The sequence below is a fragment of the Streptococcus ruminantium genome, from assembly GCF_003609975.1.
GTDB lineage: Bacteria > Bacillota > Bacilli > Lactobacillales > Streptococcaceae > Streptococcus > Streptococcus ruminantium.
The window spans coordinates 1,406,125-1,424,248 of sequence record NZ_AP018400.1 but is presented as its reverse complement, the minus strand read 5'-3'; the positions used below and the strand labels follow the sequence as shown (position 1 = coordinate 1,424,248).

The 18,124-nt window shown below is 40.4% G+C and carries 15 protein-coding genes; 14 read left to right on the top strand and 1 reads right to left on the bottom strand.

The genetic code is table 11. The features are described from left to right. Positions 1 to 8 precede the first annotated feature (8 nt). From asnS to SR187_RS06690, 14 genes are all read left to right on the top strand, one after another. Entirely contained in the window at positions 9 to 1,355 is a 1,347-nt protein-coding gene (asnS, locus tag SR187_RS06755) for an asparagine--tRNA ligase (protein WP_120171934.1), read from the top strand. Positions 1,356 to 1,648: 293 nt separating this feature from the next. Next, positions 1,649 to 2,026, top strand: a complete 378-nt coding sequence (locus SR187_RS06750) for a RidA family protein (RefSeq protein ID WP_024532611.1) — start codon at positions 1,649 to 1,651, stop codon at positions 2,024 to 2,026. Positions 2,027 to 2,042: 16 nt separating this feature from the next. Then, positions 2,043 to 2,930, top strand: coding sequence for an RNase adapter RapZ (rapZ, locus tag SR187_RS06745; protein WP_120171933.1), 888 nt, complete (start codon positions 2,043 to 2,045; stop codon positions 2,928 to 2,930). Then, a complete protein-coding gene (locus tag SR187_RS06740) occupies positions 2,927 to 3,901 on the top strand; it encodes a YvcK family protein (RefSeq protein WP_024532613.1) in 975 nt (324 codons plus the stop codon). Before rapZ ends, SR187_RS06740 begins: the two co-directional genes overlap by 4 nt. Then, positions 3,898 to 4,809: a DNA-binding protein WhiA gene (gene whiA / locus SR187_RS06735; protein WP_120171932.1), complete on the top strand. Its 912-nt coding sequence runs from the start codon at positions 3,898 to 3,900 to the stop codon at positions 4,807 to 4,809. Before SR187_RS06740 ends, whiA begins: the two co-directional genes overlap by 4 nt. A 159-nt stretch (positions 4,810 to 4,968) precedes the next feature. Further along, on the top strand, positions 4,969 to 5,664 hold the full coding sequence (locus SR187_RS06730) for a Crp/Fnr family transcriptional regulator (RefSeq protein WP_120171931.1): 696 nt from the start codon (positions 4,969 to 4,971) through the stop codon (positions 5,662 to 5,664). A 264-nt stretch (positions 5,665 to 5,928) separates the two neighbouring features. Continuing rightward, positions 5,929 to 7,158 (top strand): arginine deiminase, encoded by a 1,230-nt coding sequence (arcA, locus tag SR187_RS06725; RefSeq protein ID WP_120171930.1) that lies wholly within the window; start codon positions 5,929 to 5,931, stop codon positions 7,156 to 7,158. Between the two features lie 2 nt (positions 7,159 to 7,160). Next, on the top strand, positions 7,161 to 7,604 hold the full coding sequence (locus tag SR187_RS06720) for a GNAT family N-acetyltransferase (protein ID WP_407697541.1): 444 nt from the start codon (positions 7,161 to 7,163) through the stop codon (positions 7,602 to 7,604). Between the two features lie 23 nt (positions 7,605 to 7,627). Further along, positions 7,628 to 8,641 carry an ornithine carbamoyltransferase gene (gene argF, locus SR187_RS06715; protein WP_024532618.1) on the top strand — a complete coding sequence of 338 codons (1,014 nt, stop codon included), beginning with the start codon at positions 7,628 to 7,630 and terminating at the stop codon, positions 8,639 to 8,641. A gap of 107 nt (positions 8,642 to 8,748) precedes the next feature. Further along, complete coding sequence (gene arcC / locus SR187_RS06710) at positions 8,749 to 9,696, top strand: carbamate kinase (protein ID WP_024532619.1); 948 nt, start codon at positions 8,749 to 8,751, stop codon at positions 9,694 to 9,696. Beyond that, a complete protein-coding gene (locus SR187_RS06705) occupies positions 9,683 to 9,922 on the top strand; it encodes a hypothetical protein (RefSeq protein WP_024532620.1) in 240 nt (79 codons plus the stop codon). The genes arcC and SR187_RS06705 overlap by 14 nt, the downstream gene beginning before the upstream one ends. 278 nt (positions 9,923 to 10,200) lie before the next feature. Next, entirely contained in the window at positions 10,201 to 11,703 is a 1,503-nt protein-coding gene (locus SR187_RS06700) for a YfcC family protein (RefSeq protein WP_120171927.1), read from the top strand. A gap of 121 nt (positions 11,704 to 11,824) precedes the next feature. Continuing rightward, positions 11,825 to 13,165 (top strand): dipeptidase, encoded by a 1,341-nt coding sequence (locus SR187_RS06695; RefSeq protein WP_120171926.1) that lies wholly within the window; start codon positions 11,825 to 11,827, stop codon positions 13,163 to 13,165. A gap of 407 nt (positions 13,166 to 13,572) precedes the next feature. Next, positions 13,573 to 16,740, top strand: coding sequence for a family 16 glycosylhydrolase (locus SR187_RS06690; RefSeq protein WP_120171925.1), 3,168 nt, complete (start codon positions 13,573 to 13,575; stop codon positions 16,738 to 16,740). A gap of 710 nt (positions 16,741 to 17,450) precedes the next feature. Here SR187_RS06690 and SR187_RS06685 read toward each other — a convergent pair. Further along, positions 17,451 to 17,924: an arginine repressor gene (locus SR187_RS06685; protein WP_024532624.1), complete on the bottom strand. Its 474-nt coding sequence runs from the start codon at positions 17,922 to 17,924 to the stop codon at positions 17,451 to 17,453. Positions 17,925 to 18,124 lie beyond the last annotated feature (200 nt).

Sequence of the window (18,124 nt, the reverse complement as noted above, 5' to 3'; positions counted from 1 at the left end):
GGAAAAAAATGTCTAGAAAATTGATTACGATTAACCAAGTGAAAGATTATGTTGGTCAAGAAGTGACGATTGGCGCCTGGGTTGCTAATAAGTCTGGTAAGGGGAAACTTGCTTTCTTGCAGTTACGTGATGGTACGGCTTTCTTTCAAGCTGTTGCCTTCAAACCAAACTTTATCGAGAAATTCGGTGAAGAAGTCGGTGGTGAGAAATTTGATACGGTGAAACGCTTGAGCCAAGAGACATCAGTTTATGTGACAGGGATTGTCAAGGAAGATGAGCGTTCTAAATTTGGTTATGAATTGGATGTGACAGAGATAGAAGTGATCGGGGAGTCACATGATTATCCGATTACTCCGAAAGAACACGGTACAGATTTCTTAATGGATAATCGTCATCTCTGGTTGCGTTCTCGTAAGCAGGTTGCTATCCAGCAGATCCGTAACGCGATCATTTATGCGACTTACGAGTTCTTTGAAAAGAATGGTTTTATTAAGTTTGATAGTCCAATCTTATCAGGAAATGCTGCGGAAGATTCAACAGAACTCTTTGAGACAGATTACTTTGGTACACCAGCCTACCTCAGCCAATCAGGTCAGCTTTACCTTGAAGCGGGTGCTATGGCACTTGGTCGGGTTTTTGACTTTGGTCCAGTATTTCGTGCTGAAAAATCCAAAACTCGTCGTCACCTAACAGAGTTTTGGATGATGGATGCTGAGTATTCATTCTTGAGTCATGAAGAATCACTTGATTTGCAAGAGGCTTATGTTAAAGCACTTATCCAAGGTGTCATTGATCGTGCTCCTCAGGCATTAGAAACGCTGGAGCGTGATGTGGATGCTCTTAAGCGTTATATAGCTGAACCATTTAAGCGTGTAGCTTACGATGATGCTATCACTCTTCTTCAAGAGCACGAGGCAGATGAAGATACAGATTACGAACATATTGAACACGGTGATGACTTTGGTTCACCGCACGAAACATGGATTTCAAACTACTTTGGTGTACCGACATTTGTTGTCAACTATCCAGCAAGCTTTAAAGCATTTTATATGAAACCAGTTCCTGGTAACCCAGAGCGAGTGCTGTGTGCCGATCTTCTTGCACCAGAAGGCTACGGTGAAATCATTGGTGGTTCTATGCGTGAGGACGACTACGATGCCTTAGTGGCTAAGATGGATGAGCTGGGTATGGATAAGACGGAATATGAATTTTACCTTGATCTCCGTAAGTATGGTTCCGTGCCACACGGTGGTTTTGGTATTGGTATCGAGCGGATGGTTACTTTTGTCGCTGGTACAAAACATATCCGAGAAGCCATTCCATTCCCACGTATGCTACACCGCTTGCATCCATAATGAACTGATAAACAGACTACAAATGTGGTCTGTTTTCTTGCGTCTTAGGTGGAAGGATATGTTAAGCAAACCATTGGAGTGATGATGAAGGAAGATAAATTGGGTAAAGAAATGATCTGTCTAATCTAAAAACTGGAGAATATTGAGCTGTCTTTCTATTTTTCAGTTGTTGAGATGTGGGGTCTGCGCGTGGTTTTGCCAAGAACAATGGAAATAGACTGGGAGTAGGTGGTCTGTTTTGGATAGAACTTATGCTATAATAGAATGAGAAAAACAAAAAGGAGATAGGACGAATGAGAACAATCCATACGGACAAAGCACCGGCAGCTATCGGTCCTTATGTTCAGGCGAAGGTAGTAGGGAATTTCCTCTTTGCATCAGGACAAGTACCACTTTCACCTGATACAGGAGAAATTGTTGGTGAAACCATTCAGGAACAAACAGAACAGGTACTGAAAAATATTGAGGCTATTTTGGCAGCGGCTGGAACAGACTTTGACCATGTTGTGAAGACGACTTGTTTCTTAAAAGATATGGATGATTTTGCGGTCTTTAACGAAGTGTATAAAACAGCTTTTTCGACTGAATTTCCAGCTCGTTCAGCGGTAGAGGTTGCTCGCTTGCCACGTGATGTTAAGGTTGAAATTGAAGTGATTGCAGTGATTGATTAGAAAAGGAGGGGATGTCATGTCAGACAAACTCCATTTAGTAATTGTGACAGGGATGTCTGGGGCAGGTAAGACGGTGGCTATCCAGTCTTTTGAAGACTTGGGCTATTTTACCATTGATAATATGCCTCCGACACTCTTACCAAAATTTTTAGAATTGATTCGCCACAGCCAGGATAATGACAAGATAGCCCTTGTGGTAGATATGCGGAGTAGGTCTTTCTTCTCTGAGATTCGAGAGGTTCTGGATGAGATTGAAGGGGCAGAAGATCTGGACTTTAAAGTGCTCTTTTTAGATGCGACAGACAGTGAATTGGTTGCTCGTTACAAGGAAACTCGTCGTTCCCATCCGTTGGCAGCGGATGGACGTGTTCTGGATGGTATTCAGCTTGAGCGTGAGTTGTTAGCTCCCTTGAAAAATATGAGTCAAAATGTGATTGATACGACAGAGCTGACACCTCGAAATTTGCGTAGGGAGATTTCGGAACAGTTTGCCAGCAAGGACAACCAGCCTTCTTTCCGTATAGAAGTTATGTCTTTTGGTTTTAAATATGGTTTGCCACTGGATGCGGATTTGGTGTTTGATGTCCGCTTCTTACCAAATCCTTATTATATATTTGAATTGCGAAATCTAACGGGTCTGGATCAGCCGGTTTTTGATTATGTGATGGAACATCGAGAATCAGAAGAGTTTTATAAGCATTTGCTTGGTTTGATTGAGCCGATCTTGCCTGGCTATCAGAAGGAAGGCAAGGCTGTTCTAACGATTGCGGTTGGATGTACAGGCGGTCAGCATAGAAGTGTTGCTTTTGCTAAACGCCTCGCAGATGATTTGGAGAAAAACTGGATTGTTCATCGTAGTCATCGGGATAAAGATAGACGGAAGGAAACGGTTAATCGCTCATGAGAAAGCCAAAGATAACAGTCATCGGTGGTGGAACGGGAATCCCAGTCATTTTGAAGAGTTTGCGGGATAAGGATGTGGATATTACAGCTATTGTGACGGTGGCAGATGATGGTGGTTCATCTGGAGAGATCCGTCAGGCCTTGCAGGTGACACCGCCGGGAGATTTGCGCAATGTTCTTTTAGCCATGTCTGATATGCCTAAACTCTATGAGCAGATTTTTCAGTACCGTTTTGCAGATTCAGATGGTCCCTTAGCAGGTCATCCGCTTGGGAATCTTATTATTGCAGGGATTTCTGAGATGCAAGGGTCAACCTACAATGCTATGCGTCTGCTAACTCGTTTTTTCCATACAACAGGGAGAATCTATCCCTCAAGCGAACAGGCTTTAACACTACATGCAGTCTTTACAGATGGGACAGAGGTGTCTGGTGAAAGCAAAATTGCTAAACACAAGGGTATGATTGGTCATGTCTATGTGACAAATTCCTACAATGATGATGAGCCAAAGGCAAGTCGTCAGGTTGTCGAAACAATTATGAATAGTGATATGATCGTTCTAGGTCCCGGCTCGCTTTTTACCTCTATCTTGCCCAACCTCATGATTTCAGATATTGGGAAGGCCCTCAAAGAAACAAAGGCAGAGGTGACCTATGTTTGCAATATCATGACCCAGCGTGGAGAAACAGAATTTTTCTCGGATGCGGATCATGTTGCGGTTCTCAATGCCCATTTAGCAGAAAAATTTATTGATACGGTTTTAGTGAATATTGAACCTGTTCCGCAAGATTATATGAATACCAATCAGTTTGATGAGTATTTGGTGCAGGTTAAGCATGACTTTGCTGGCTTGCAAGAGCAGGCTGGTCGCGTCATCTCTTCAGATTTTTTACGGTTGGAAAATGGCGGAGCGTTTCATGATGGTGATTTGGTGGTAGAAGAGTTGCTCAAGATTTTGCAGGTGCGGTCATGAGTTTTACAGTACAGGTAAAAGAGGAACTGCTGAGTCAGTCCAGTCAAAATAAGAGTGAACTATCGGCTATCATCAAGCTGTCTGGCAGTTTAGGTTTGGCCTCGTCTGGTTTGACATTATCCATCAGTACAGAAAATGCCAAGATTGCTCGTCATATTTATGAGTTGTTGTTGTATTTCTATCAGATCAAAGCGGAAATCCATCACCATCAAAAGCCCAATCTTAAGAAGAACCGAGTCTATGCCGTTTTAGTAGAGGATGGGGTTACTGATATTTTAAATGATTTGCATTTGGCGGATAGTTTCTTTGGACTGGAGACAGGAATCTCTCCCTTGGTTTTAGAAAATGATGCTTGGAGTCAAGCCTATTTGCGTGGGGCCTTTCTGGCAAGTGGATCTGTAAAGGATCCTGAAAAAGGAAAGTATCAACTAGAAATTGCTTCTGTCTATAGTGATCATGCTCATGATTTAGCGAATCTCATGCAGAAATTCCTGCTGGATGCTAAGGTAATTGAGCGAAGTAAAGGGACAATTACCTATCTACAACGGGCTGAAGATATTATGGATTTTCTTCTGGTGATTGGAGCAGAAGAGGCCAAAATCGAATTTGAAAATGTCAAATTACTTCGTGAAGCTCGAAATGATTTGAATCGGACAACCAATGCAGAGGCAGCAAATATAGCCAAAACAGTTCATGCCAGCATGAAAACGATAAACAATATTATCAAAATTATGGAAACCATTGGTTTGGATCAGTTATCGGGTGACTTACAAGAAATTGCCCAGTTACGGATCCTGCACCCTGATTATTCCATCCAGCAGTTGGCCGATAGCTTGAGCAATCCCATTACCAAAAGTGGGGTTAATCACCGTTTGCGGAAAATCAATCAGATTGCAGATGAGTTGTAGTAAAGCAATAAAGGTAGTCACTTGTTGTGAACTAGCCTTGTGAATTGGTTTTTGAGATAGGTTTCTAGGAGATGGAGAGGCTTTTTCTAGTCATGATTAGCTTTGTGAGCGGATATATGTTAGAATGGATAAGGGATACCCAACTGGAAAGGAATGTTGATGATAAGCAATGAACAATATGATTATCTAAGAAAACATCCAGCCTTTGAGCGGTTAACACGTGATAGTTTTGACCAGTTAGCTAAGCATATTCGTTTTCGAAAGATTCCTAAAGGACAAATCTTTTTTTATGCGGAAGACTCCAGAGACTATTTATTTGTATTGTATCAAGGATATGTTCGGATTGAGCAGTACGATGAAACAGATAGCTTTACTTATTTAGATTATATTCGGCAGGGTGGTGCTTTTCCTTTTGGAGATATATTTCAAGACAAACCCTATCACTATACGGCCATAGCCATAACGGATTTAGAGTGCTTTATCGTGCCGATGGCCTTGTTTGAAAGTATATCTAGAGTAAACCCTCGTCAGTTGGTTTATATTTGTCAGAAATTATCCAGAATTCTTAGTTTTCAGGAGTTACGATTGCGAAACGCGATGCGCGCCAAGGCATCAGATAGGGTTGTTCAGGCACTAGCTCTTCTTTATTGGGATATGTGTCAAAGGGATAGTCAGGCTACTCTACCGTTTGAAATCCATATTCAAGAAATTTCACGCTTAGCGGCTACGACTAGAGAAACAGTTAGCCATGTTCTCAAGCAGCTGAAACAGGATGAAAAGATTGCCTACAGTCATAAACAATTAACCTATCTGGATATTGATTATTTTTTAGAAAATTTAACAGAGACTCATTGAAGTTTCTGTTATTTTTTTACAAAAAATAAAAATTCATCTAATGATATATTGGAGAGAAATATGCAGATTATAGTCGATATTATCGATATTTACCCATAATTAGGCTTAAAAATGTGAAGGATTTCTCAAAACAAATGTGAACGTTTTCAAGTTTTTTACTCCTTGCTTTGTTAGACTAGGGGTGTAAATAGGAGACGAGATGGGAAAGCGTACGGTCTCTTGTCGTTCCTAAATCATGTTATAAATCTAAAAGGAGAACAGAAGATGTCTAACCATCCTATTCATGTATTTTCAGAAATTGGTAAGTTAAAAAAAGTTATGTTGCATAGACCGGGTAAGGAAATTGAAAACCTGATGCCTGATTACTTGGAGCGCTTGCTTTTTGATGATATTCCTTTCTTGGAAGATGCACAAAAAGAACACGATGCATTTGCTCAAGCTCTTCGTGATGAAGGGGTTGAGGTGCTTTACTTAGAAAAATTAGCTGCTGAATCACTCATTACACCTGAGGTTCGTGAGCAATTTATCAATGAGTACTTGGATGAAGCAAATATCCGTGGTCGAGCAACTAAGAAAGCGATTCGTCAGTTATTGATGGCTATTGAAGACAATCAAGAACTGGTTGAAAAAACAATGGCTGGTGTTCAAAAGGCAGAATTGCCAGACATCCCTGCTGAAGAAAAAGGTTTGACAGATTTGGTCGAATCCTCCTACCCATTTGCAATAGATCCAATGCCAAACCTTTACTTCACACGGGATCCATTTGCTACAATCGGTAATGCTGTTTCACTGAATCACATGTACTCCGAAACACGTAATCGGGAAACCTTGTATGGCAAATACATCTTTACTTACCATCCAGAATATGGTGGAAAAGTACCGCTGGTTTATGACCGTGAAGAAACAACCCGTATCGAAGGTGGTGATGAGCTGGTTCTTTCAAGGGATGTTTTGGCTGTAGGGATTTCACAACGTACGGACGCAGCATCTATTGAAAAACTTTTAGTAAATATCTTCGAGCAAAATGTGGGCTTCAAGAAGGTGCTAGCTTTTGAGTTTGCTAATAATCGTAAATTCATGCACTTGGATACAGTGTTCACAATGGTTGACTATGATAAGTTTACGATTCACCCAGAAATTGAAGGGGATTTACGGGTTTATTCTGTCACTTATGAAAATGAGATGCTCCATATTGAAGAAGAACATGGTGACTTGGCAGAATTACTTGCTACAAACCTTGGTCTTGAAAAAGTGGAATTGATTCGTTGTGGTGGCGGTGATATGGTTGCTGCTGGTCGTGAACAATGGAATGATGGTTCAAATACGTTAACGATTGCACCGGGTGTTGTAGTTGTTTACAAGCGTAACACTATTACTAACGCTATCTTAGAATCTAAAGGACTTCGCTTGATTAAGATTGGTGGTAGTGAGTTGGTTCGCGGTCGTGGTGGACCACGTTGTATGTCAATGCCATTTGAACGTGAAGAAGTTTAATGATGAAGACTCGAGAACTGCTTTGTATTGGTTCGGAACCTTGGGAACGAGCAAGTGCGTTATACGTACGCTATAGGGTCTTTGTTCTTGAACGAAATATTGCGAAAGAGGATGAATTTGACCGGCATGATGAGAAAGGTCGGGTATATGCAAACCTGTATCTTGATCGAAAGCCGGTCTCAACTGGACGCTTTCTTCCGATTGGACAAGGGCAAGCAAGGTTAACTCGAATTGCTACACTTAAAAAATACAGGGGCAATGGCTATGCTTCAAAAATTATCCGAGCTTTGGAAGATTATGCTCTTGAAGTTGGCATCCATCAGCTGCTGATTCATTCGGAGTTGACAGCTAAGTCATTTTATGAGTCCTTAGGTTATCAGGCAACATCGGACATCTATCAAGAGGATGGGGAATGGTGCCAAACACTGACGAAAACAATTACATAGAAATAAAATTAGGAGAAGAAGCAATGACAAACATTTTTAAAGGCAGACATTTTTTAGCGGAGAAGGATTTCACTCGTGCAGAATTGGAATGGTTGATTGATTTTTCAGCGCATTTGAAAGATTTGAAGAAGCGTAATATTCCGCATCGCTATTTGGAAGGAAAAAATATTGCGCTCTTGTTTGAAAAAACATCAACACGTACTCGTGCAGCTTTCACGGTAGCTTCTATTGATTTGGGTGCTCACCCTGAATATCTTGGTGCCAATGATATTCAACTTGGCAAAAAAGAATCTACAGAAGATACTGCTAAAGTACTGGGACGGATGTTTGATGGTATTGAGTTCCGCGGTTTCAGCCAAAAAATGGTAGAAGAATTGGCGGAGTTCTCAGGTGTACCTGTATGGAATGGATTGACCGATGCGTGGCATCCAACTCAAATGTTGGCAGACTACTTAACTGTCAAAGAAAACTTTGGCAAACTTGAAGGATTGACTTTGGTTTATTGTGGTGATGGACGCAATAATGTTGCTAATTCACTATTGGTAACTGGTGCTATTCTTGGTGTTAATGTCCACATCTTCTCACCAAAAGAACTCTTCCCAGAAGAAGAAGTCGTTGAACTAGCAAAAGGCTTCGCTAAAGAATCTGGTGCGCGTGTTCTTATCACGGATAATGCAGATGAGGCTGTTAAAGGAGCAGATGTTCTTTATACAGATGTTTGGGTATCAATGGGTGAGGAAGATAAATTTGCAGAACGTGTTGCCCTTTTGAAACCTTACCAAGTCAATATGGAGTTGGTGAAAAAAGCAGAGAACGAAGATCTCATCTTCTTGCACTGCCTACCAGCTTTCCATGATACCAATACAGTTTACGGTAAAGATGTTGCTGAAAAATTCGGTGTAGAAGAAATGGAAGTGACAGATGAAGTGTTCCGTAGCAAGTATGCACGCCACTTCGACCAAGCTGAAAACCGTATGCACACTATCAAAGCAGTGATGGCTGCAACATTGGGTGATCCGTTTGTACCACGTGTTTAAAAACTACTGAATGAAATCGCAACCTCCGGGGGCTGGGATCAGCCCCTTTTTATGGAGAGAAATGAAAACGATTTCTGTTATACGAAAGTGAGGCGAGATCTAAGAATATGACGAATCGAAAAATTGTAGTAGCCTTGGGAGGAAATGCTATCTTATCTTCTGACCCATCGGCTCAAGCACAGAAGGAAGCTTTGGTACAGACAGCTAAGCATCTTGTAAAACTAATAAAAAATGGGGACAACTTAATTATCACGCATGGAAACGGTCCTCAGGTTGGGAATTTGCTTCTTCAAAACCTTGCTGCCGATTCAGAGAAAAACCCAGCTTTTCCATTGGATAGCTTGGTAGCAATGACAGAAGGTTCGATTGGTTTCTGGTTGCAAAATGCTCTGGAAAATGAGCTGCTAAAGGAAGGTATAGATAAGAATGTAGCTTCTATCATTACTCAGGTTATCGTTGATAAGCATGATCCGGCTTTCGAGAACTTATCGAAGCCAATCGGTCCATTCTATACAGAAGAAGAGGCTAAGGTAGAAGCCGAAAAGACTGGTGCAACGTTCAAAGAAGATGCAGGTCGTGGTTGGCGTAAGGTTGTGGCTTCGCCAAAGCCGGTTGGTATCAAAGAAATTGGTACTATCAGAACCCTTCTCAATGCAGGGGAAGTTGTTGTGGCTGCTGGGGGCGGTGGTATCCCAGTTGTGCAGGAACAAGATGGTACTCTTTCAGGTGTTGAGGCGGTTATTGATAAGGATTTCGCTTCTCAATGTTTGGCTGAATTGGTGGATGCTGACTTGTTTATCGTATTGACGGGTGTGGATTATGTCTTTGTTAACTACAACAAGCCAGATCAGGAAAAATTAGAAAAAGTAACCGTAGCTGAATTGGAGGAATATATCCAACAAAACCAATTTGCGCCAGGTTCTATGTTGCCAAAAGTTCAAGCAGCTATTGCTTTTGTGAATAATAAACCGGAATCAAAAGCAGTTATTACATCGCTAGAAAACTTAGGTGCATTGATTGAGTCAGACAGTGGGACAATCATTGTCAAACAGTAAAGTTGGACGGGTTATTTTATTGATGGATGCAGGGAAAAAGTTGAGCATGTTTCATACTTTTCCCTCTTCCCATCAAATTCCTATCAAGTATCTATCTATAAGCAATGTTTTCAGGATGATATTCTTTGATAATCAAAACGGTGTTTTTAGCCTGCTGTTTAAAAGTTCGAAAGTGGCAGAAGAAACGGTCCTTGGGACTGCTGAAGCAGGTTTTGGTGGTCATTAAGTCTAAAAATACTGGAAGAGATGCATAATCTCTTGGTTTTAGGTGGATATTTGATTAGGTTATTGTGAATATAACTTTCTTTGCAATAAAGAATAAATAAATTCTCTTTGAAAGTCAAAACGATAGGTGTTGATTCATCTTGATGAGTGAGAAATTCTGGCGGAGTTTTCCAGCCTGCTACTTAAGAATTGGAAGTAGGGAAGACTAGCTTGAACTTTATTTTCTCATCAGTTTTGGATTATTATTGGTTATAAAAATATTATAGGAGGTTTTTTGCGATGAGCGAAAAAGTGAAAAAAGGCTTTAAGTTGCCTTCGTCTTATACTATATTGATACTCATTATTGCCGTGATGGCAATTATGACATGGATTATTCCAGCAGGTCAGTATCAGAAGGATGAGGCTGGTAAGTTTATTACGGGAACTTATGAAGCGGTTAAGCAAAATCAACAAGGGATTTGGGATGTACTAATGGCTCCTATTCGCGCTATGTTGGGACATGGCGAAACTAGTAAAGCTATTGATGTTGCCTTCTTTATCCTGATGGTTGGTGCCTTTTTAGGCGTTGTCAACGAAACAGGTGCACTTGATGTAGGGATTGCTTCTATCGTAAAACGGTTCAAGGGTCGTGAAAAATGGTTGATTTACGTCCTTATGTTCCTATTTGCGTTGGGTGGTTCTACCTATGGTATGGGCGAAGAAACCATGGCCTTCTTCCCACTCATTGTCCCAGTTATGATGGCTGTTGGTTTCGACTCAATTACTGGTGTGGCCATTATCTTGCTCGGTTCGCAGATTGGTTGCTTGGCTTCAACTGTAAACCCATTTGCTACAGTTGTCGCTGCTGATGCAGCCGGAGTTAGTGTGGCAGACGGTATGATTTGGCGATTGATTTTCTTCGTTGTGATGTTAGCAATGGGGATCGCCTTTGTCGCAAACTATGCTGAAAAAGTAAAAAATGATCCAACTAAGTCTCTTGTTTACAAGCAACGTGAAGCAGATATGGCACACTTTAATGTGGCAGCAACTCAAGAAGTGAAGGCAGAATTAACGCCTGCGCAAAAGCGTGTTCTTTGGGTCTTTGTTTTGACCTTTGTTCTGATGATTTGTAGTTTCATCCCTTGGGGAGACTTGGGTATAAACATTTTTAAACAGTTCAAAGATTGGTTGGTTGCTCTCCCATTCATCGGTCAGGTGATTGGTTCATCAACTGCTGCGCTCGGTACATGGTATTTCCCAGAAGGAGCAATGCTTTTTGCTGTAGCAGCTATTGTAGCAGGTTTGGTATATGGCATGAGCGAAGAGCGCTTGGTTAAGGCTTTCATGAACGGTGCAGCTGATATTTTCAGCGTAGCTTTGATTTGTGCAGTGGCACGTGGTATCCAAGTAATCATGAACGATGGTATGATTACCGCAACCATTCTTCATTGGGGTGAAGTTGGGTTGAAAGGTTTGTCATCTCAAATCTTTATTGTCTTGACTTATCTCTTCTATTTGCCAATGTCCTTCTTGATTCCATCTTCATCAGGACTTGCAGGTGCATCCATGGGGATCATGGCACCGCTTGGAGAATTTGTCAATGTACCAGCTCACTTGGTTATTACAGCCTTCCAAGCTGCTTCAGGTGTTTTAAACTTGGTAGCTCCAACATCAGGTATCGTAATGGGAGCTTTGGCACTTGGTCGTGTTGAAATTGGTACTTGGTACAAGTTTGTAGGTAAATTGATTGCAGGTATTGTGATTGCTTCCATCGCTATTTTGGTTATTGCAACATTCTTCTAAATGAAATTCTGAGTTAGATCGATTTCTTTGGTTAAAATTGTGTCTAGCTCAGTTTTTCTATTTATGATAGAATGGATATACCTAAAGCTGATAGTATTTCACCACATTGAAAGGGGAAACAATGAGAACAAGTTTTATTCAATCAACTCATCAAGAGGAATGTGTTCGAGCTATTCAGGAATTAGTTGCCTTTCCTTCTGTCTTGCATGAGCACCAAGCAGATACTCCATTTGGGCAAGCTATTCAGGAAGTTTTGGAGTATACTCTAGCTTTGACGGAGAAGATGGGTTTTAAAACCTATTTGGATCCTGCTGGTTATTATGGCTACGCTGAAATTGGTCAGGGAGAAGAGCTGTTAGCTGTTCTCTGTCATCTGGATGTTGTACCTGCAGGTGATGTGACCAAATGGAAAACACCACCATTTGAAGCGGTGGTGCAAGGCGATCATATTATTGGACGTGGTGTTCAAGATGACAAAGGACCTTCTATGGCGGCTTTATTTGCTGTCAAGGCACTAATGGATGCAGGTGTTCACTTTGATAAACGAATCCGTTTTATTTTTGGTACAGATGAAGAAACCCTATGGCGTTGTATGAACCGCTATAATCAGCTAGAAGAAGTAGCGACCATGGGATTTGCTCCAGATTCATCTTTCCCATTGACCTATGCTGAAAAAGGTTTACTGCAAGCCAAGTTACATGGACCAGGACATAGTTGTCTCAATATTGAAGCGGGGACTGCTTATAATGTGGTACCTGCAAAAGCTAGTTATTCAGGTCATTTATTAGCGGGTGTAATTGCTGAACTAGATCAACTAGGTTTCGATTATGAAGCCAAGGATGATCAAATAACAGTTTTAGGAATTTCTCGTCATGCAAAAGATGCTGCCGAAGGTGTTAATGCTATTGTTCGTTTAGCCAAAGCTTTGGAGCACTTTGAGAGTCATCCAGCTCTGGATTTCATTGTTCATGCTATCGGTGAAGATGCAACGGGCTTTAAGCTATTTGGGGATGTGACAGACGCACCATCAGGTACGCTCAGCTTCAATATTGCTGGACTGACTATCAGTGCTAAGAGATCAGAAATCCGTCTGGATATTCGTATTCCTGTCACAACAGATAAGGATTGGCTTGTTTCGACGCTGCAAGCTAAGGCAGAAGCATGTGGTTTGACCTATGAAGAATATGATTACCTAGCAGCTCTCTATGTTCCATTAGATAGCGAACTTGTCTCTACACTCATGGCTGTCTATCAGGATAAGACTGGAGATTTGACGAGCCAACCAATTTCGTCAGGTGGTGCAACGTTTGCTAGAACCATGCCAAATTGTGTGGCCTTTGGTGCTTGTTTCCCTGATACAGAGCAGACAGAACACCAAGAAAATGAACGCATGCCACTAGCAGATCTATATAAAACAATGGATATTTATGCAGAGGCTATCTACCGCTTGGCTGCTGAATAGTAAAATATGTATTAAAGTGGAGTTCTTGGGTTTTAACCTGAGAACTCTTTTTGCAGGTTTTAATTGTTTAAAAAACAGCAAATAGGCTATTAGTATCTCATCCAGATAGAACTAGCTCCTATTTTGCAGGGAAGAGCTAGTAATATATGAAAATGTGACTTATTATATGCTATTTTAGGAATAAAGCCCATTTGCATATAGAAAAGGTCAAGCTAGCCTATTCTATAATAAAGAGATTACATGTTATAGTTGTGATGTAGGATGGTAATCACAAATATAATAGTGCACCTAATAGTCATTCAAACTAGTTTTTATCAAAAACTATAGTAGTTGGTCTGGAATATTGTGTGTATTGATTTATTTTGGTTACCGGTAACATAAACTTACAAGCATTATAGGAGGGAACGATGAAAAAGGAACCTAGTAAGTTTGCAAAAAAAGTCATTCTGGGGCAGCTCTTAGTCTGTGCTAGCTTTTTGATGTGGGCAGAGCAGATTGCTGCTGCCAATGAACTCTCAACAGAAGAATCGACAGTGGTTAGTCACAAGGACATAGCAGCGACTGATGAGTCAACTGCTATTTTGGGACAAGGAGCACCAGAATCAGACTCTCTGAGAGAAACAAAAGCTTTAGCGCCAGAAGAAGGCAAAGAGCCATCTAAAGTAGTTGACAAAAATGTGATAGAAGGCAAAGAGCCTACAACCAATAGTCAGCACCTGATGGCTTCAGAGTTGACAACTATTCCTTCAGTTACGATAAAAAATCCAACAGCAGCCACCGATGGAACAATTTATGGTAGTGCTGATGATACTAACAATAATACGAAAATTATTGCAGGTGAAGAAACTGGTGGAGCTGATAATGGTTATTCAAAATGGGATCATGTCCACATTCAGTATGATTTCGAGAAAACGGTTCCTGTTCATACTATAAAAATTCATCGGAATACCTATGAAAATGCCATATCAACGTTTAAGGATGTCAAGGTTGAATTGTCTACAAGTGCAGATTTTTCTCCTGAGACCACAAAGGTTATTTTTGAGAAAGCAGATGTGGTAGAAACAGTTGAAACAAAGGGGCAACCGCAGGTTATTCAATTATCAACACCGATTGATGCGCGTTATATCCGTATTTGGGGTCGGGGTCATTATATTCAAAATACCAATAGTTCCTGGAAAGGTTATAGCAATGGTGTTCTATTTAATGAGGTTGAAGTGTTGGCTAAAGTAGAAGCAGATGCGAATGCTGATGAAGAATCGCAGACTGAGCTAGTTAACCTTGCTGCCTTGAAAAAACCGTATTTTTATGGAAAGGCGCCAAGCAATCCTGATGCTATCAATGATGGCAAGTTTGATGATAATTATACTACGCAAGAATCAACAGGAAATGCTGCTTATCTGCAATATGAGTTTAAAAATATTTATACCATTGAGGAAATCAAGGTTAAGCTGTCACCAGGAGATTATCGCAATTTTCGCGTAGATTTAGATGATGACTATAATGCAGGAAATGCCTATAAGACTGTCTACAGTGGAAGCAATCTATCCATTGGTGAAGGGGAGATTCTAACTATTGCAGTTCCAAAAGGTTCTAAGGCTAGATATGTTCGATTCACAGGGGTGCGTACAGATGCTAAGCCTCTCCGCTATTCAGAAATTCAAATCATGGGACGAGGTAAGTCTTATGACGAGTCAACTCCAGAATACGTTCCACCTAAATCTGAATACGATACCTTGGTTTGGTCAGACGAATTTAACGGTGAGAAGGTTGATGAAAACAAGTGGCAAATTATTGATGGTATGTGGAATCATGCTGCCATTTACAATCGAGGAGCTGTTTCTATTAAAAAGGATGGAGATAAGAGTTACTTGTCTATCCGGACAACCAATCACAATACGAAAGAAAATTTAATTAAGGCAGTTGGCTTGGACCGCTATAATAACACAGAATTGCCACAAAAAGTTACATGGTCATCAGGACGTTTAGAATCTAAAGACAAATACTCTTTTCAATTTGGTCGTATAGCTGTTCGGGCAAAGGTTAATGATTCCAAGGGAATCTGGCCAGCCATTTGGATGTTGGCGCAAGATGAAACCGGCCATGATGAGATTGATATATTGGAATATCTTGGTCAAAATCCATGGGAAGCATGGACGACCAACCATTTTGGTATTCTAGCTAAAAATAAAGAATCTCACGGTGTTCCAATCAAACATTATGAGGCTTGGAGTCAACAATTCCACGTCTATGAAGTAGAGTGGACACCAGATGTCATCAAATGGTATATTGATGGGAAATTTGTTTTCCAAACCCAACGTGGTAAAGACAGAGATGGCATGCATACCCGTCCAATGTTTCCAATCTTGGAAACACAAGTTGGTGATGGTTGGGTTGGTGATGTTGATTACAACAAGAACATGACAAAACAAGATAGCGAATACCTGATTGATTGGATTCGTGTCTATCAAAAAGCAGGACAAGAAAAGACTTATTTTGATAATCTAGATGACACTCCTGCAAACGACTATGTCATTAAACCTAGTAGGAAACTAGGCCAGTTAACAGCTGTTTCTCACGGTCAAGCTCCCCATGAGAATAAAAATAATTTTTACTATGGTGGACAACCTCGTTATGAAACAAGTCGATTATATGCGACTGGTCAAGAAGAAAATGCTCTTATTTATCAAGTGAAAGATCCCCAATCTCTCCATTTGACAGCCTATTACAAGACTTTGGAAGACTATGCGGTTTACAATAATAAGGCTTGGGCTAAAGAAGGTAAGTCTGTTCGTAAACATTTGGTAGGGGTAAATGATGGAGCTATTGATTTTACAGTTTATTCATCTGCTGATGGAAAAACGTGGAATAAAGAGACTACTAGTGTAGTTGATAACTTTGTAGAGGCTACGCCTGCCTACGCTCGGACTACATTTGATATTCGAGGGATTCGCAAGGGAACTAACTATATCAAGATTGTTTTTCCTAAAATATCAGGGATTTCTTATCAATTAGAGAGCGGTGCCAAGAAAGAATTGATAGCTAGCGATGTGCAATTAGCGAAAGTAACTTTTGTGGCAGCAGATCAATCTTCTTTTCCGGCAGATTATACTGACTTACGGGAAGAGGTGGAGAAAATTCCTGCTGATTTGAGCACATACACGTCAGAAAGCGTTGCTGCGCTTCGAGCAGTATTGGATAGAATTGATTGGAAACTGAACAAAACTGAGCAAGCAATAGTGGATGGTTATTTAGCAGAAGTTAGGGCTGCACGTGAGGCATTGGTTGCTTTGCTACCAGGAGATCATACCAAATCAAAGTCAATACCAGAAGGTTATCTACCGCTCATTTCTAGTGAGAAGAGTAGTACGAAAAAAGAAAAAAATCTCGCTTCTGAAGGGGCTATAAGAACAGGACAGGTGACTGGTGAAAGGAGTCACAGAGACAAGCAAGTAGGGCATCCAGAAAAACAGTTACCAAATACAGGAATGGTGACCAATACCGATCTTACCATTTTTGGTATTCTAGGATTAGGGAAGTTAGCTACCGTAAAAAGCAGGAACAAAGGAATACAGTAAAGATTCAAAGAGTCTGGGCACAAACTAGTTAAAAAATATAAAAATGGGTAAATCCAGTTTGGAGATACCCATTTTTCATGTCAGAACTTGTAATTACGATTTGAGCAAAACAGTTAACAAATCATGAATATAAGCAGTACACTATAAATCAACTTTAGTTTGGAATGACATCTTTCTTGAGGAGCTTGTTTGCGACTCAGGAGGCATATCTCATTTGTCGGTTTTTTCACACTCTGTCTTACAAGAAGCAAAATCTCACACAGATTTTCTAGTCTTTCACCTGACTGTATTATTCAAAATGATAATAAAAACTCAGTAAAATTACTTGTCAGAAATTCTAATTGCTTGTGAAAATATGGAATTATTATTTTATCGTGCATCAATCTTTACTATTTACCTTGATTGGAATAAAAGTGCAAGAGGGTATAAGCATAAACTTTTCCACCGATAGGACCTATTTTTTAAGCAATCATATCAGAAAAATATGAGGACATAGAAAAGTTAGAAAGCTACTACAAGACCACTATGTTTTTTTAGAAGTTTTGTGATTGATTAGTGTAATCTAATCAGTTTCTCCTCCACCAAGAAGTATCTATCAACAAAAAAATCATCTGAGTAAACCCTATATATTGGTTTACCCAGATGATTTATTTTTCATTTACTGGAAGAAATAGATTTACTAACTAAATAATATTGAGTCGGCTCTAGCCTCATAGTCTACTAAAGAAAAATGGTGGAGTGTACTGTTTTAGATAGTCAAAGCAAGCCTGAGCGCCTTCTACATTCTCACAAATGATGAGACAGACATCATCTCCACAGACTGTTGCAACAATTTGAGGAATTTCCATAGCATCCAAGATGGAACCGAAAGAATTGGCCAAGCCGGGTAGGGTTTTTAGTACTACTTGATGCTGGATAGGCTTTAGCATTACCAGAGCATCTTCCATGTAGAGCCGTAGTCGTTTTTCCCAGCGTGTCGGTGCGATAGGATTGATGACATAGTGGGCTGAGTCTTCCTCATTGACCTTGACGAGATTGAGCATTTTAATGTCCCGTGATAGCGTAGACTGAGTGACAGACACCCCATTTACATGCAGTAATTCCTGTAATTCCTGCTGGGTATGTATTTTTTTCTCCATAATCAAGGACAGAATCAATTGATGACGACTTTCAATCTTGTTCATAGGAATCTCCTCGGGATGTGAATGCTCAGTGAAAAGCAAAATCAAATTAGTTTTAGTGGTCTGGGTAGAATATATACCCCATTTTTAGACTGGTTATAAGGACCTTTGAATAGACTTCTGATAGATACAATCGGAGTTAAGTGAGTCGAAAGTATCGATGTTCCATCTGAGACAAAAGACAATAGGTTGTGAAAATGAGA

Bases quoted from the DNA above. Each gene is read 5' to 3' on its own strand.
- asnS (WP_120171934.1), top strand. From the start codon at position 9: ATGTCTAGAAAATTGATTACGATTAACCAAGTGAAAGATTATGTTGGT.
- SR187_RS06750 (WP_024532611.1), top strand. From the start codon at position 1,649: ATGAGAACAATCCATACGGACAAAGCACCGGCAGCTATCGGTCCTTAT.
- rapZ (WP_120171933.1), top strand. From the start codon at position 2,043: ATGTCAGACAAACTCCATTTAGTAATTGTGACAGGGATGTCTGGGGCA.
- SR187_RS06740 (WP_024532613.1), top strand. From the start codon at position 2,927: ATGAGAAAGCCAAAGATAACAGTCATCGGTGGTGGAACGGGAATCCCA.
- whiA (WP_120171932.1), top strand. From the start codon at position 3,898: ATGAGTTTTACAGTACAGGTAAAAGAGGAACTGCTGAGTCAGTCCAGT.
- SR187_RS06730 (WP_120171931.1), top strand. From the start codon at position 4,969: ATGATAAGCAATGAACAATATGATTATCTAAGAAAACATCCAGCCTTT.
- arcA (WP_120171930.1), top strand. From the start codon at position 5,929: ATGTCTAACCATCCTATTCATGTATTTTCAGAAATTGGTAAGTTAAAA.
- SR187_RS06720 (WP_407697541.1), top strand. From the start codon at position 7,161: ATGAAGACTCGAGAACTGCTTTGTATTGGTTCGGAACCTTGGGAACGA.
- argF (WP_024532618.1), top strand. From the start codon at position 7,628: ATGACAAACATTTTTAAAGGCAGACATTTTTTAGCGGAGAAGGATTTC.
- arcC (WP_024532619.1), top strand. From the start codon at position 8,749: ATGACGAATCGAAAAATTGTAGTAGCCTTGGGAGGAAATGCTATCTTA.
- SR187_RS06700 (WP_120171927.1), top strand. From the start codon at position 10,201: ATGAGCGAAAAAGTGAAAAAAGGCTTTAAGTTGCCTTCGTCTTATACT.
- SR187_RS06695 (WP_120171926.1), top strand. From the start codon at position 11,825: ATGAGAACAAGTTTTATTCAATCAACTCATCAAGAGGAATGTGTTCGA.
- SR187_RS06690 (WP_120171925.1), top strand. From the start codon at position 13,573: ATGAAAAAGGAACCTAGTAAGTTTGCAAAAAAAGTCATTCTGGGGCAG.
- SR187_RS06685 (WP_024532624.1), bottom strand. From the start codon at position 17,924: ATGAACAAGATTGAAAGTCGTCATCAATTGATTCTGTCCTTGATTATG.